15 protein-coding genes are annotated in these 12,883 nt (G+C 70.8%); 8 read left to right on the top strand and 7 right to left on the bottom strand.

Annotation, left to right across the window (positions count from 1 at the left end):
* Positions 1 to 23: 23 nt before the first annotated feature.
* Positions 24 to 872 (bottom strand): LysR substrate-binding domain-containing protein, encoded by an 849-nt coding sequence (locus BMY04_RS15140; RefSeq protein ID WP_232506426.1) that lies wholly within the window; start codon positions 870 to 872, stop codon positions 24 to 26.
* Here BMY04_RS15140 and BMY04_RS15135 point away from each other — a divergent pair.
* Positions 867 to 1,961 (top strand): DMT family transporter, encoded by a 1,095-nt coding sequence (locus BMY04_RS15135; protein ID WP_198410193.1) that lies wholly within the window; start codon positions 867 to 869, stop codon positions 1,959 to 1,961. The two genes, BMY04_RS15140 and BMY04_RS15135, sit on opposite strands and share 6 nt — an antisense overlap.
* 141 nt (positions 1,962 to 2,102) lie before the next feature.
* Positions 2,103 to 2,417 (top strand): cupin, encoded by a 315-nt coding sequence (locus BMY04_RS15130; RefSeq protein ID WP_091182423.1) that lies wholly within the window; start codon positions 2,103 to 2,105, stop codon positions 2,415 to 2,417.
* A 436-nt stretch (positions 2,418 to 2,853) separates the two neighbouring features.
* On the opposite strand, the gene BMY04_RS15125 is transcribed toward BMY04_RS15130, so the two are convergent.
* Positions 2,854 to 3,474: a TetR/AcrR family transcriptional regulator gene (locus tag BMY04_RS15125; protein ID WP_091182422.1), complete on the bottom strand. Its 621-nt coding sequence runs from the start codon at positions 3,472 to 3,474 to the stop codon at positions 2,854 to 2,856.
* A gap of 76 nt (positions 3,475 to 3,550) precedes the next feature.
* Here BMY04_RS15125 and BMY04_RS23615 point away from each other — a divergent pair, with 76 nt between their 5' ends.
* Positions 3,551 to 4,321: an SDR family oxidoreductase gene (locus BMY04_RS23615; RefSeq protein WP_091182420.1), complete on the top strand. Its 771-nt coding sequence runs from the start codon at positions 3,551 to 3,553 to the stop codon at positions 4,319 to 4,321.
* A 537-nt stretch (positions 4,322 to 4,858) separates the two neighbouring features.
* On the opposite strand, the gene BMY04_RS15115 is transcribed toward BMY04_RS23615, so the two are convergent.
* The 4 genes from BMY04_RS15115 to BMY04_RS15100 are packed head-to-tail and all read right to left on the bottom strand — an operon-like array spanning position 4,859 to position 7,280.
* Positions 4,859 to 5,719 (bottom strand): NAD-dependent epimerase/dehydratase family protein, encoded by an 861-nt coding sequence (locus tag BMY04_RS15115; RefSeq protein WP_091182417.1) that lies wholly within the window; start codon positions 5,717 to 5,719, stop codon positions 4,859 to 4,861.
* A 7-nt stretch (positions 5,720 to 5,726) separates the two neighbouring features.
* Positions 5,727 to 6,317: a DUF4865 family protein gene (locus BMY04_RS15110; RefSeq protein ID WP_139209882.1), complete on the bottom strand. Its 591-nt coding sequence runs from the start codon at positions 6,315 to 6,317 to the stop codon at positions 5,727 to 5,729.
* Positions 6,302 to 6,709, bottom strand: coding sequence for a cupin domain-containing protein (locus tag BMY04_RS15105; RefSeq protein WP_091182414.1), 408 nt, complete (start codon positions 6,707 to 6,709; stop codon positions 6,302 to 6,304). Before BMY04_RS15105 ends, BMY04_RS15110 begins: the two co-directional genes overlap by 16 nt.
* Positions 6,696 to 7,280 (bottom strand): TetR/AcrR family transcriptional regulator, encoded by a 585-nt coding sequence (locus BMY04_RS15100; protein ID WP_091182412.1) that lies wholly within the window; start codon positions 7,278 to 7,280, stop codon positions 6,696 to 6,698. The genes BMY04_RS15105 and BMY04_RS15100 overlap by 14 nt, the downstream gene beginning before the upstream one ends.
* A gap of 662 nt (positions 7,281 to 7,942) precedes the next feature.
* On the opposite strand from BMY04_RS15100, the gene BMY04_RS15095 reads away from it, so the two are divergent.
* From BMY04_RS15095 to BMY04_RS15080, 4 genes are all read left to right on the top strand, one after another.
* A complete protein-coding gene (locus BMY04_RS15095) occupies positions 7,943 to 9,049 on the top strand; it encodes an ABC transporter substrate-binding protein (RefSeq protein ID WP_091182411.1) in 1,107 nt (368 codons plus the stop codon).
* 131 nt (positions 9,050 to 9,180) lie between these two features.
* A complete protein-coding gene (locus BMY04_RS15090; RefSeq protein WP_091182661.1) occupies positions 9,181 to 10,128 on the top strand; it encodes an alpha/beta hydrolase in 948 nt (315 codons plus the stop codon).
* 112 nt (positions 10,129 to 10,240) lie between these two features.
* Positions 10,241 to 10,606: a nuclear transport factor 2 family protein gene (locus tag BMY04_RS15085; RefSeq protein WP_091182409.1), complete on the top strand. Its 366-nt coding sequence runs from the start codon at positions 10,241 to 10,243 to the stop codon at positions 10,604 to 10,606.
* On the top strand, positions 10,603 to 11,046 hold the full coding sequence (locus BMY04_RS15080; RefSeq protein WP_198410191.1) for a nuclear transport factor 2 family protein: 444 nt from the start codon (positions 10,603 to 10,605) through the stop codon (positions 11,044 to 11,046). Before BMY04_RS15085 ends, BMY04_RS15080 begins: the two co-directional genes overlap by 4 nt.
* Positions 11,047 to 11,406: 360 nt before the next feature.
* On the opposite strand, the gene BMY04_RS15075 is transcribed toward BMY04_RS15080, so the two are convergent.
* Positions 11,407 to 11,952 (bottom strand): CGNR zinc finger domain-containing protein, encoded by a 546-nt coding sequence (locus tag BMY04_RS15075; protein WP_091182407.1) that lies wholly within the window; start codon positions 11,950 to 11,952, stop codon positions 11,407 to 11,409.
* A 26-nt stretch (positions 11,953 to 11,978) separates the two neighbouring features.
* On the opposite strand from BMY04_RS15075, the gene BMY04_RS15070 reads away from it, so the two are divergent.
* Positions 11,979 to 12,644, top strand: coding sequence for a LysE family translocator (locus BMY04_RS15070; protein ID WP_198410190.1), 666 nt, complete (start codon positions 11,979 to 11,981; stop codon positions 12,642 to 12,644).
* The last annotated feature ends 239 nt before the right edge of the window (positions 12,645 to 12,883 follow it).

Below are 12,883 nucleotides of genomic sequence, written 5' to 3'. Positions count from 1 at the left end.
GTCCGCCCGCGCGGCGGGCTGCGTCAGCGCGTCGGAGCAGGTTCGCTCAGCACGCCGGCCTGTGCCTCGAGAAGTTCGACAAGCCGGACGGCAGCCGGGTTGCGTGCGACCGTCTTGCGGACCCGCACCCCGATGCGTCTGGTGGGAGTCGGGTCGACGACCGGAATCGCCCGCGTCGACGGGGGCAACCCTTGTGCGCCGAGTCGTGGCAGCACGGTGATCCCCAGGTTCTCGGCGACGAACTGAACTGCACTGGCGTAATCATGCGTCTCCACCCGGAACGTCGGGGTGAAGCCGGCGGCCGAGCAGGCGTTGAGGACGACCTGGCGACAGGGACCGCGAGTGACGTCGTTGTCGATCCACGCCTCGCCGGCCAGCAGGCTGAGAGGGATGCGGTCGTGGACAGCGAGATCGCTGTCGCGGCGGACCACCACGTAGTACGGCTCCTCGACGAGGTGGCGCGCCCCGAACTCGGGTGTCGTGGTCTGCGAGACGCCTTCGACGAAGATCTCGACATCGGGCTGGTAGGTGGTGGCACCTTCGACGAGGCGGAGGTCCAGGCGTAGTCGTGGGTACTCCTTGGTCACCGTGGCGATGACCGGCGGGACCCAGGTCGACCCCGCGGAGGCGAAGTAGCCGACGGTCAGGGTGCCGTCGCGTCCGGCGCGCAGGTCGGCGACCAGCAGATCGAGCCCCGCCAAGGCCTCGAAGACGCGGTCGGCCTCGTCGGCGAGCTGCCGAGCGGCGGCCGTCGGGACGATCCGACGTCCGTCGCGCGCCGTCAGCGCCAGACCGGTCGCCCTCTGCAGGGCGCTCACCTGCTGGCTGATGGCTGACGGGGTGTAGCCGAGCGTGGTGGCAGCACCGTGCATGCTGCCTTCGGCAATGACGGCTCGGAGCACCCTGAGCGACCGCAAGTCGAGCATCTGCAGAGACTACAACCGTGCTTAACAATTGAGTTCGATTGTTCGCTTGTCCTTAGGAGAACGCCGGGCGAGGGTGTGCTCGTGGAAGACGCGAACCTCCAGCGCAGGATGGGGTTGTCCCCCGAGCACCTGGTGGCGCTCGCCACTGCGGCCTCCCTGCTGCTGTGGGCCGCCGCGTTCGTCGTGATCCGGTGGGTCGGCCAGTCCTTGGGCCCCGGTGCCCTGGCGTTCGGCCGGCTGCTCGTGGGGTCGGTGGTCCTCACCCTCCTCGTCCTCGTCCGGCACCGCCGCCGGCCGCCGACCGGCCGGACCCTGGCGCTCGTGGTCGCGTACGGGCTCCTGTGGTTCGCGGGGTATGCGGTCGTCCTCAACTGGGCCGAGCGGCACCTGGACGCCGGGACGGCATCGATGCTGGTACAGCTCGCGCCGCTGATCGTGGCTGTCGTCGCCGGGCTCGGGCTCGGCGAGGGCTTCTCGGGCACGTTGGCCCTGGGACTGGTGATCGCGCTGGCTGGGGTCGCTCTGATCGCTGTCGGCAGCCACCGGCCTGGTGTCACCGACCGTATTGGCGTCGTCCTCGGGCTGCTTGCCGCCGTGCTCTACGCCGCTGGCGTTCTTGTCCAGAAGCTGGCGTTGCCGCACGTCGACGCTCTGACGGCCACCTGGCTGGGCTGCGTCGTCGGTGCCGTCGCCACGTCGCCGTTCGCCCATCAAGCCTGGACGCAGGCGACAGCAGCGTCGTGGCGGGACGTGGTCGCCGTCGTGTTCCTCGGGGTCGGACCCACCGCCGTCGCCTTCACCACCTGGGCGTACGCCCTGTCCCGATCCGGTGCCGGAAGGCTCTCGGCCACGACCCTCGGCGTGCCGGCCGTCGCCATCGCGCTGTCGTGGCTCGTGCTGGGAGAGGTGCCGGTCCTGCTGTCCGTCGTCGGGGGCGTCCTCTGTGTGGTCGGTGTCCTCGTCACCCGGTGGTCCCGCACGGCACCGGGGTCCATCGCCCCGCCGCCTGTCCCTGTCGAGGGGTCCGGCTCGTGAGGCTGCGGGCGGCGGACTGCCCGCTCGACCGCCCGCGGCATGTCGCGCCCTCAGGCCTGCCACCCGCGAGGCGGCCACCCCTACCTCCGAGGTCGCGCTTCCGCGGTCCCGGTCTGGCGACAAGGCAGTGAGGAGAGGGTTGTGCGTTTCATCGAGGCCAGCGAGTACACGGCTGACCGGGCCTGGGGTGCCACCGACGTCACGGAGATCGACCAGGCGACGGTACGGCTGCACTGGACGGACAGTCCCTACGTCTGGCACGTCAACGACGGGCCTGAGGTCTTCGTCGTGCTCGACGGTGCCGTCGACATGCACCACAAGACCGGCAGCGGGGAAGAGCTCGTGGAGCGCCTGACTCCTGGACGCATCTGCCTCGCGGAGCCGGGCGACGAGCACGTCGCCCATCCGGCGCCGGTCGCGCGTGTGCTGGTCGTGGAGCGCAGGGGTTCTGTCTGACGTGCGGGGTGCGCCCGAGCCGCAGGTGGCGACCACCTGTGAGGAGTTGTGCCCGTCTTGGCGATGAACCGACGGGCGAAAGTCCGCTCGCTCATGACCGCCCGCCGGGCGAGAGACACGGCAGTGGGCTCTTCGTCGAGGTGAGTGAGGACCCACGTCAACAAAGGTGCCACGTGAGCCACGACATGGCTGAAGATCGCCGAGGGTCCGATGGTGGCCATGGTCCGATGCTCGGGCGGTTCCGACGCTTCTGGAGACAGCGCGCTGGTCCGGCTGCACCGGGCGGAACTGCCGTGCGGCTCGCACCGGACGCCCGTTGGACGACCCTGCTCGGGGGTGTGTGCGGTGCTCTGCGGACGAGCCGACTGGCGGCACCGCAGCTCCCGGCCGGCCCGATGCTCGAGCGGAGCGGAGCGGTGGGAGGAGGCGCACCTCGTCAGCCGCCCTGGAAGTCCCGGGTCTGGCGGAAGGTCGTCACCAGGCGGGCGATGACCTCGTCACCGGGCAGGACGACGTCGGCCGGGCTCCGCAGCAGGCCGTCCAGGAGCACGTAGGTCAGGACAGACCCGATCAGGAGGCGACCAGCGGCCTCGCTGTCGACGACACCGACGAACGACCGATCGTCCCGCTCGACGACCGCTGCGGCGGCCCGGATGGCCGGCTCCGCCACCGCCGACCGGAACAGGTCCCCGAGCGACGGATCGCGTGGAACCTCGCCTACGACGATCCGCGCCAGGGCGAGGTAGGAGGGTTGCATCAACCTGCCGACCAGGGACGTCAAGAACAGGGTCAGCTCGTCCTGCGCGTCGGCTGGGCTGTTCGAGGACGAGGCCGTGGGCTCGGACCCGTCCTGCTGAGGGTGGATCAGGATGGTGAGCGCTGCCCGGAGCAGTCCCGCCTTATTGCCGAAGTAGGCGTAGAGCGTCTCCTTCGAGGCGCCGGCGGCGGCAGCGACGTCGGCCATCGAGGTGGAGGTGTAGCCGCGCTCGGCGAAGAGTTCGGCGGCCCGAAGCGCCAGGTGCCGAGTGCGCTCCTGTCTGCTCTGGCGGCTGACCACGTCCTCACCCTATCCGTACCGAGCGGTACGGTTGTCGCTCGGCGCCGATCACCGGCGGTGAGGCGAGGAGGACCCGGTGCGAATTGCAGTTGCTGGCGGGACGGGCACCGTCGGGCACCACGTCGTCGAGGAGGTGGAGAGCGCGGGTCACGAGGTCGTCGCGCTCAGCCGGCGGAGGGGCGTGGATGTCCGGAACCAGGTCAGGCTCGCCACTGCTCTGGCCGGGGTCGACGCGGTGATCGACACCCTGAACGTGGCCTCGGTGCGGAGAGGTCCGGCGGAAGAGTTCTTCAAGGCCACGTCGGAGGCGCTTCAGGCCTGTGCGGCGGACGCTGGCGTTCGACACCTCGTGACGCTGTCGATCCTCGGGATGGAGGACGTCCCCGGCTACGGCTACTACCGAGCCAAGCTGGTTCAGGAGCAGACGATGCTGGCTGGTCCGGTCGGGGCCACGGTTCTGCGCGCCTCCCAGTTCTTCGAGTTCGCGGCTCAGATGATCGCGCTGACGCGGCGCGGGCGGTTCGCCGTGGTGCCTCAGATGCGCTCGCAGCCCGTGGCGGCGCGGACGGTCGCTCGACACCTGGTCCGGCTGGCCGTCGAGCAGCCGGGCGGTCGTCACGAGCTCGCCGGTCCCGAGGTGCACGAGATCCCCGACGTGGCACGGCGCATCGCCGTTGCTCGGGGTGAACGGCTGCACGTCGTCGGGGTGCCGTTCCCTGGTCGAGCGGGACGTGCGATGCGCAACGGTGCTCTGCTGGCCCGAGCGGGAACCGAGATCGACGGTCCCACCCTCGAGGACTGGCTGTCCGCCGTATGGCAGAAGCCCGACGGGGGTCCGGACCGCTGAGGCTGCGACAGGGTTTGTGAGGGCCCCCTCGACGAGGCCGCACGAGGTGGCGTCGGCAGCCGGTGGACGGGGAGCAGCGAGGTCGGGCAAGGCGCCCGGGGTCGCATGGGACCACCACTCTCCCGGCCAGGAGCTGCCGAAGGGGCGAGCGGCTGTTCACCCGAGCCAGCCGGGCTGCGGGGCGAGAGCCGGTGGACGTAGGCGATGCCGACCAGGTGGAGCGTCCGGCCAGCGAGGCCGACATCCACCGGCGGAGGTGGAGGGGCTGGTCGAGGACCGCGAGCACAAGACCTCCTCCGGTCGCTGCTGGGCTGAGCTCGATATCCTGGGTCAGCAGACGAGCATCGGTCTGAGCCACCGGGTGCCTCCGAGTGGTGGACGACGACCTGTCTGCGACCGGCACCAGGAGGTCCTTCTTGCGTCAACCCACGCAGAGCAGGGTTCGCGGCGCAACGGGTCAGCCGGAGGCAGCCAGCCCTGAAGAGGCACGGGCGGCGCGGGGACCTGGATCGAGAACACCCGACCGGGGCTCGCCGTTCAGCATGCTTCGTGCAGCGAGGCCGGGAGGCCGGTGCGCCAGGTCGGGTGGGCAGGTAGCCAGCCCAGAGACCGGGCCCGGCGGTTGGACACAGCCCTGCTGCGGCCACCCGGCTCCCCACCCACCGGCGGCGCTGGAGCGCCGAGCGCCCGGGCGAAAGCCGGTAGCCACTCCGTGCCCGGCGCCGGTTCGTCATCGACGACGTTGACCGCACCCGGGGGCCAGTCGAGTGCGTCGACGGCGGCCTGGACGGCGTCCGCGACGTGAAGGAAGCAGGTGATGTCCGCCGTGGCCGGCAACTTCCCGCCGAGAACCTGTCGGCTGATCCGACCCCCTCGCCCGTACCAGGTCCCGGGTCCGTAGAGGGTCCCGTACCGCAGCACGACACCACCGGCCAGCTCCGCCACCGCAGACTCCAGGCGGCCGACCCCCTCGACCGTGACGGCGCGTGGGTGCGGCGCGCTCAGGTCGAGGCCGACGGACTCGTCTGCAGGGCCGGGACCTGGGACGTAGGCCCAGGAGATGCTCTGCGCGATCATCCGCTCGACGCCCACCTTCGTGGCGGCGTCCACCAGCGACCAGGTGCCGCGGGCTCGCAGAGACGCGTTCGCCTCGACATCGCCCTCGCTCAGGTCGGTCAGCTGGTGCAGGACCACGTCGGGCCGGTGCTGCTCGAACGCCTTCGACACCGAGTTGACGTCGAACACGTCCAGGACGAGCGGCGTCACCCCCAGCGCGGCCAGGGCAGGCGCCCGCTCTGGACGACGTGTGGTGGCGGCCACCTCGTGGCCCTCCGTCACCAGCCGTCGGCTGAGGCGACGACCCAGGACACCAGTGCCGCCGGCCAGCAGGATCCTCATCGACGCCTCAGTCCGTCGTTCTCCTGGACGTCACCTCGGCCGGCTGGCTCACGTGGAGCACGCGGTACTGCAGACCCGGGCCCGAGCGCGGTCCGCTGCCCGTCGAGAAGCGCACGACCGTCCAGTGGGTCGGGTCGATCCCGGCCACGCTCAGGTGCACCTCACCGGCCCCGACGAGCTCGTGGGTCTGCTCGCGCAGCTCGGCGGCGAGCGCGACCAGGTCCGTGTCGGGAGCTATCGGACGGACGTCGACAGTCGCATGCGTGACCGCATCGGCAGGAACCGGACCGGACGCGACCGCCTCGGGCACCCAGGTGTGCACCCGCGGGCGACCGAAGTCGTGGACGATGCCGTGGAAGCCGGTGCCCCGCCACAGGAAGTCCGCCGCGGCGTCCGTGTCGCCCCAGAGGTAGAAGGGTGCGTATTCGTTGCGCTCTGCACCCTCGACGCCCGCCTCGCGCACGCAGTAGGCCTTGGCCACGAGACCTGCTCGGGTGTCGAGGGCCGAGCCGCGGGTCTGCACGCGCTCGCGGATGACCGACATGTCGTAGTCCCGGGGGAGCGCGATGGGGTAGTGCGCGATCAGCTGTGCGGGCACGGCGTTCCTCCGTAGGTCGAGTCGTCCACGAGCTCGGACCAGGTGCTGCCGTCGCTCGGTGGTTCTGCGGTCTGCACGGCCAGGTGGGTCATCGCGGACGTGGGGCTTGCCCCGTGCCAGTGCTCCTCCCCGGGCTCGGTCCACACGGCGGTCCCGGCAACAAGGTCGAGCCGATCGCCGTCGCGCGTCCCGACCCACCCCCGGCCCTCGGTGCAGACCAGCAGCTGGCCTTCGGCGTGGGCGTGCCACGCGGTGCGGCTGCCGGGCGCGAACTGGACCAGGTAGACGTGCAGGCGTGGATCCGACGCGGCGGCCAGCCCGGTGCCGTGAACGGCTCCTCCCGAGCGCCGGTCGTCACCCAGCTCGAGCGTGCGGGTGTCAACGCTTCGCACGGTCGCCCCGCTCCCCGTCCGTACGGAGCATGGCGGCCGCGCCTCGGACCGCGCGCTCGAAAGGCTCGGCGTCGCCCTCGGCCCGGGCCAGCACGTACCCCCCCTGCACGACGGCGAGCACGGTGTCGGCCAGCTCGGCCGGGTCTGCGGCACGAAGCCCACCCGCGGCGATCCCGGTGGCGATCACCTCGGTCAGCAGCGCGCGCACCTGGGCGAAGGTCGTGCGGAGGATCGCGCTCAGCGAGTCGGAAGCGAGCACGTCGGGGTCGCTCGCCATACGGCCGACCGGGCATCCGAGCAGGACGTCCCGCTGAGCCAGCAGGTAGCCGACGACCCGGCTCGCGGCGTCCTCCTCGCTCCCGGCCAGCACAGACTCCGCCCGCGCGAGGGTGGCCGCGGCGCTGCGCTCGAAGGCCGCCGCCGCAAGCACCTCCTTGCTGCCGAAGTGGTGGTACATGCTGCCCTGCCCGACCTCGGCGCGGTCCAAGATCTTCCGGGGGCTCGTCGAGGCGTAGCCGCGCTCCCACATCAGTTCCTGGGTTGCTTCCAACAGCCGATCCTGGCTCGTCACGTGTACATACTAGTAGGTATGTCAGGCCGACGCACGTCCGTAGCCGTCCTCAGCGTGGCGCGCCGTGGGAGAGGTTCGGCCACGGCGACGCGGTTCGACCGACGGCCTGACGTGAAGCCGAGGGGTGCCCGTGGTGGTGGCGGTGGCGAACCGGACGGGAGAAGGCTCACCACGTGGCCTTGCAGCCGAGAGATGGGCGTGGGCGCTCTCGTCGAGCGGGGGCGGGGGAACCGTCGTCCTCACCGTTGGTCCGGAGCCCGGGGGGCCCGGCCGACCCGGGAGCCTCGTCGTCCATCGGCCATCGATCGGGTGCCGGCGTCCGCGTGCTCGGATGCGGTCACGGTCTGGACACCTCGAGGCGAACGAGCGCTCCCGGGCGCGCCGAAGCGGCGTCCGGGATGCTGTCGCCTTCTCCGGGGCCGAGCCAGGGTGGTCCGGGCCTCGACGTCCGTCCTGAGCCAGGTCTACGTGAAGGCCGCGTCCTCCATGACGCTGCCGAGCTTGGCTGGGAAGTTGCCCCTTGTGGCAGATCCGTCTGGTCCCCTCCGGCGCCGCGTGCTGACAGGTTGGTCCGACGAGACGTCGTGGCCCCGCGACTGGGCGGCCGGCAGGAGCGGAGGACCGACCTTGGTGATAGGCCCTCGGGCGAAGGGGGACCATCCATGAGGCGTTCCCGCGGCAGCGCCGTGCCCATCGGAGCACTGGTCCCCCTGAGTCGACCCGGTTGGGTCGAGGCGGGCCGGCACCTGCTCGCCGGGCTCCAGCTGGCGGTGCGGGACGTCAACGAGACCGAGGCGCTGGCCGGGAGAAGTCTGGAGCTGGTGGTGCGAGACACCGCCGCTGATCCTGGACGGGCTGCCGTCGCGGTGGAAGAGCTGACCCGGGACGGCGTGGTCGCGCTCGTCGGTGAGTACCACAGCGTTGCTGCTCGCGCTGCGGCTGCAGCCGCCGAGGCGTTGGAGGTGCCGTTCCTCTGCTCGTCGGCGGTTCTTGACGAGCTCACACCACGGCCCGCGGACTGGGTCGCGCGGGTCGCGCCGACCCAGTCCCACAGCTGGTGCGTCTTCGCCGACCACCTTCTGCGGGCTGGGCACGTCCGCGTCGCCGCGGTGATGCAACGAAGCATCTACTGGGAGGCCGGCATCCGCATTCTGTCCAGGCATCTCGCCGCTCGGTGTGGAAGCGTCGTCGAGCTCACCGCTGACGCTCTGAGCCCGGCAGCGGTGTGCGACGAGCTTGCCGGCACGGGGGCAACGGCCCTGCTCCTCTTGGTCGGGCACCCCGAGCCCGCGATCTCCATCGTCCAGGCCGTGCGCAGAGATCCGCGCCTCACCGGAGTCACGATCGGCGCCCCGGCGGGGCAGCCCGAGTTCGCGCCATGGGGCAGGCTGAGCGGAGGCTCGGGTTCGGCCGTCCCGTTCTTGCGCTACCGGCCCGAGCAGCTCAGCCCGCTCGCTGCCCGAGTCGACGACAGCCTCCGTGAACAGCTGCGGGAGCCGCCGTCCTTCGTCGCGCTCGAGGGCTACGACTCGATCGCCGTCATCGCCGACGTGCTCCGGCGGCACGACGCCGAGCGACCTCGGACCGTCGGGTTCTGGTCCGAGGTCGCGGTCGAGGGCACTCGGGGCCGCATCCGGTTCTCCCGCCCTCCGGACGTCCCCGTCTGGCAGTGGGTCTGGCCTCCGGTCCAGGTCGTCGAGCGCGATCCCGCAGGACCCACCGAGCTCCGGCTCGCGCCCACCAGGTCAGAGGTGGGTGAGTGGGGCTGAGCAGGCCGCAACCCAGTCCGACGTGATGGACAGGGGTTCACGACGTCGATACCGTACCGATCGGTACGGCTCCGTGAGCATGCCGGGACGAGCAAGCCGTCAACGTCAGAGGAGGGGTACCGGTGTCCGAGATGCCCAGGGAAAGAGTGGAGTTCGAATCCGGAGGGGAGCAGTGCGCAGCCTGGTTCTACCCGGGTAGGAGCGGGCTCTGCATCGTGATGGCCACCGGCGCAGCGGTGACGAAGGAACCCGGTACCGACCCCTACGCGGCTGACTTCCAAGCAGCAGGTCACGCGGTCCTTGCCTTCGACTACCGAGGCTTCGGCGAGAGCGCCGGATGGCCGCGGCAGGTGCTGTCCGTCAATCGGCAGGTCGACGATCTGACGGCTGCGATCGACTTCGCCGCGGGACTACCCGGCGTGGAGAAGGACAAGATCGTCGCCTGGGGTTCGTCCTTGGGAGGGGGGCACGTCCTCCGGGCGGTGCAGGCGGCACCTGTGGCGGCCGCGATCGCCCAGACGCCTCTGGTCGACAGCCTGGTCTCGGCGCCCGCAGCGCTCAAGCACGAGACCCTCGGGGTGGTCCTGCGGTTCCCGTTCCTCGTCCTGCTCGACGTTCTGGGCGGCGTGCTGGGCCGGGCCCCCCGACTCGTGCCACTGACCGGCCCGCGGGGAGCGGTGGCGATGCTCACCACCCCCGACTCGCAGGACCTCGAGCGCGCCCTCGACCCCGACCGACGCCACGGCGGCTGGCGACGCACCATCGCCGCACGCTCGGTGCTGCTCCTTGCGCTGTACCGCCCCGGTCGCCATGTCTCACGGCTGCGCTGTCCCGTGCTGTTCGTGGTCGCCGACCAGGATCAGTCAGTGCTCGCCTCCCCGGCGCTGCGCGCTGCCGGCCGTTCTCCGCGCTCGGAGCTGGTCCGCGTGCCTGGCGGCCATTACGCCCCCTTCCTCGAAGCCCACGACGCCGTCCTCGCCGCCGAGCTGGAGTTCCTGACCCGCCAGCTGCCCGGATCAGCACGGGAGAACCCCACCCTGCGTCAGCGCCTGAGCGGGCCCGGGACGGCGGCATCGTGAGCCCTGAACGGCACGCCCGTTCCTGCAGCCTTGTCCACATGACGATGCGCCACCGGGAGCTGCCCCGCGACGAGGAGCAAGCCCCAGCGCCGACCAGGAAGGACGTCCTTCTGTGATCGCGGACCCCGTGGCCTTCGCGGAGCAGTGGTGCGAGGCCTGGAACGCCCACGATCTCGACGCGCTGCTCGAGCACTTCCACGACGACGTCGTCTTCACCTCGCCGGTCGCGCGAACCGTGTTCCCGGAGAGCGGGGGGACCTGCACCGGCATGGTCGCCCTGCGCGACTACTGGACTCGGGGCCTCGAGCTCGTCCCCGACCTGCACTTCACCGTCGAGGAGGTCTTCGCCGGCATCAGCGCGGTGGTCATCCGGTACCGCAACCAACGTGGGCAGCGGGTGTGCGAGGTGCTCGTCTTCGAGGGCGAGCTGGTCCGGGAGGGCCACGGCACCTACCTGGTCGAAGACCGTCCGGCGTGACGCGCGCCCTGACTCGTCTCGTGCGGTCGCCCGTGGTCGTCGTCCCCGATTCGCTCGTCAGGTACCTGATGAGTCGGGAGCCGCTGTTCGACCGGCCAGAGATCATCTTCGATGAAGCATCCTTCGACGCGGAGATCGCGTCGGACTTCTTCGAGATCGGCGCGTCGGGCAACACCTACCTCCGTGGCGAGGTCAAGGCAGTCGTGCTGGCCCGCCTGGCGGGGACCCACCCGGCGTCGTTGCCTGGCGGGTACCGCATCGAGGAGTGGGCTGTCCGCCAACTGGCGCCGGGGCTGCTGCAAGTCACCTACGTCCTGCGTGAGCAGAGCCGCGTGACGAAGCGCTCGACGCTCTACCGCCGGTCGGGCGGTCGCTGGCAGGCGGTCTTCCACCAGGGCACGGTCGCTGAGGGGTCAGGCCTCCTCGCCGGCGATCCCTAGTGCGCCACTCAGGTCGACCGCGGACGGGAACCGAGCCGCCGCCCGGAGGCAGGCTGACCTGCCGGGAACGGGCACTGGCGTACGGCGACGAACACGCACCGGACGAACGCGCCAGCCGACCCGCGCGGCGCACCGGCCTCGCGCTGCTCGTCACTCCTCGCCTCTGGCGTGGTCCGGCAGCGGCTCGCAGCGCTTGCTTCGGGCCGTCGGTCCTGCGGGTGCCGGTCGCCGCTGGAACTGACCCTTCGGGGAGGCGGGACACGCTGCGGCGCCCAGGACGGGAGGAACCCGCGCTCCCGGACGCTCCGCGCAGGCCGGACGCTCACGACCTGCGGGCATCGCGCGGTGGGCGTGCTCGACTCAGATCCGTCGTCCGGAGCGGGTCAGGGGCTTCTGACGGGCGCGATGGCGGCGCACGGCGTCTCTGCTCGCACAGCGCGGTGAGCAGTAGCGCTGGGTGCCGTTCCGGGAGGTGTCGACGATGACGTTCGCGCAGGGGCTCGAGGCGCAACGACCCAGGCGCCCCATGCCTCGCGTCGTCAGATGCAGAGCGGTTCCGACACTGAAGACGGCCTGCAGCACCCGCGCCAGGTCGTCGTCGACGTCGCGGTAGTGGAGGTGCCACCCCTCGTCGTTGTGCGCGGTCAACCGCGGGTACGCGCTCGCCTTGGCCATCTGCTCGTTGAGCAGGACGGCTCGCTCGTCGGCTGAGTCGGCGTCGACGACGTCGAGCCACTCGTCGAGGACTGCGCGGCATCGGGAGTGGTCGTCCTGCTGCTCGGGGAACGGCATCGACATCCCGAAGTCACGCGTGCGGGCGACGACTCCAGCCCTGGTGCCGGGCCAGTCGTTGGCCAGGGAGCGTGCGAGGTGGACCGCGTACTCGCCGTAAGGGTTGAGGTGCACAAGGCGATTACATCAGGCTCGTCGACATGCCTTCCGTCTTCTCGTCCCTCCTTCCGAGCGCCTCCGTCCTGGGGGTGACGGTGACCGCTTTGGCGATGGTCCTCACACCAGGGCCGAACATGATCTACCTCGTCTCGCGAAGCATCGGGCAGGGACGACGCGCTGGCTTGATCTCGCTGGCAGGTACGGGAACCGGCTTCGTCGTCTACATGCTCATGGCCAACGTCGGCCTCGCCGTCGTCTTCGTCGCAGTGCCTTGGCTCTTCGTCGGGTTCAAGGCCGCCGGGGTCGTCTACTTGGCTCACCTCGCCTGGCGGGCCTTGCGTCCTGGCGGGCGGGGAGTCTTCGACGTCCGTCAGCTCGCCCAGGACAAGCCGTCCCGGCTCTTCCGGATGGGCTTGCTGACCAATCTGCTCAACCCGAAGGCCGCCATCATGTACCTCACGCTCATTCCCCAGTTCATCGATCCAGGTCGCAGCCACCGCACGCTGCAGGGCCTGACCTTGGGGTCGATCCAGATCGCCGTCAGCCTCAGCGTCAATTCGTTGATCGTCGTCGGGGCAGGGGGGATCGCTTTGTTCTTGGCGCAGCACCCCCGCTGGGCCTTCTGGCAGCGACGCGTCACCGGCGGCCTGCTGCTCGCGGTCGCTCTTCTGCTGGCCCGAGAGGTACCCACCCGGGCCAGCGTCTGAGCAGCCGGCACCACGAAGCCAGCTGGCGAGCAGGATTCGTCCCACCTGCCGTTCTGGTGCTCCCGAGCGTTGGCGTACTCGACGGTCTCCGCCGAGCTCCACCCGAGCTCGCCTCGCCGCGACGCGAAGATCGCACTCGACCGAGGGTGGCGTGAGCGACTCGAGCTGGCTTCGACCGCGATCAGTCTTCCGTCGTCGAGCGTGGGCGCCGACACGCAGGGGGCCGGATCGTCGGCCGA

This window comes from Microlunatus flavus, assembly GCF_900110855.1.
Lineage (GTDB): Bacteria > Actinomycetota > Actinomycetes > Propionibacteriales > Propionibacteriaceae > Microlunatus > Microlunatus flavus.
This window is presented reverse-complemented; position numbering and strand designations above follow the sequence as displayed.

Coding starts and splice junctions, on each gene's coding strand:
- BMY04_RS15070 (WP_198410190.1), top strand. CDS start 11,979: ATGCCTTCCGTCTTCTCGTCCCTCCTTCCGAGCGCCTCCGTCCTGGGG.
- BMY04_RS15095 (WP_091182411.1), top strand. CDS start 7,943: ATGAGGCGTTCCCGCGGCAGCGCCGTGCCCATCGGAGCACTGGTCCCC.
- BMY04_RS15140 (WP_232506426.1), bottom strand. CDS start 872: ATGCACGGTGCTGCCACCACGCTCGGCTACACCCCGTCAGCCATCAGC.
- BMY04_RS15115 (WP_091182417.1), bottom strand. CDS start 5,719: ATGAGGATCCTGCTGGCCGGCGGCACTGGTGTCCTGGGTCGTCGCCTC.
- BMY04_RS15090 (WP_091182661.1), top strand. CDS start 9,181: ATGCCCAGGGAAAGAGTGGAGTTCGAATCCGGAGGGGAGCAGTGCGCA.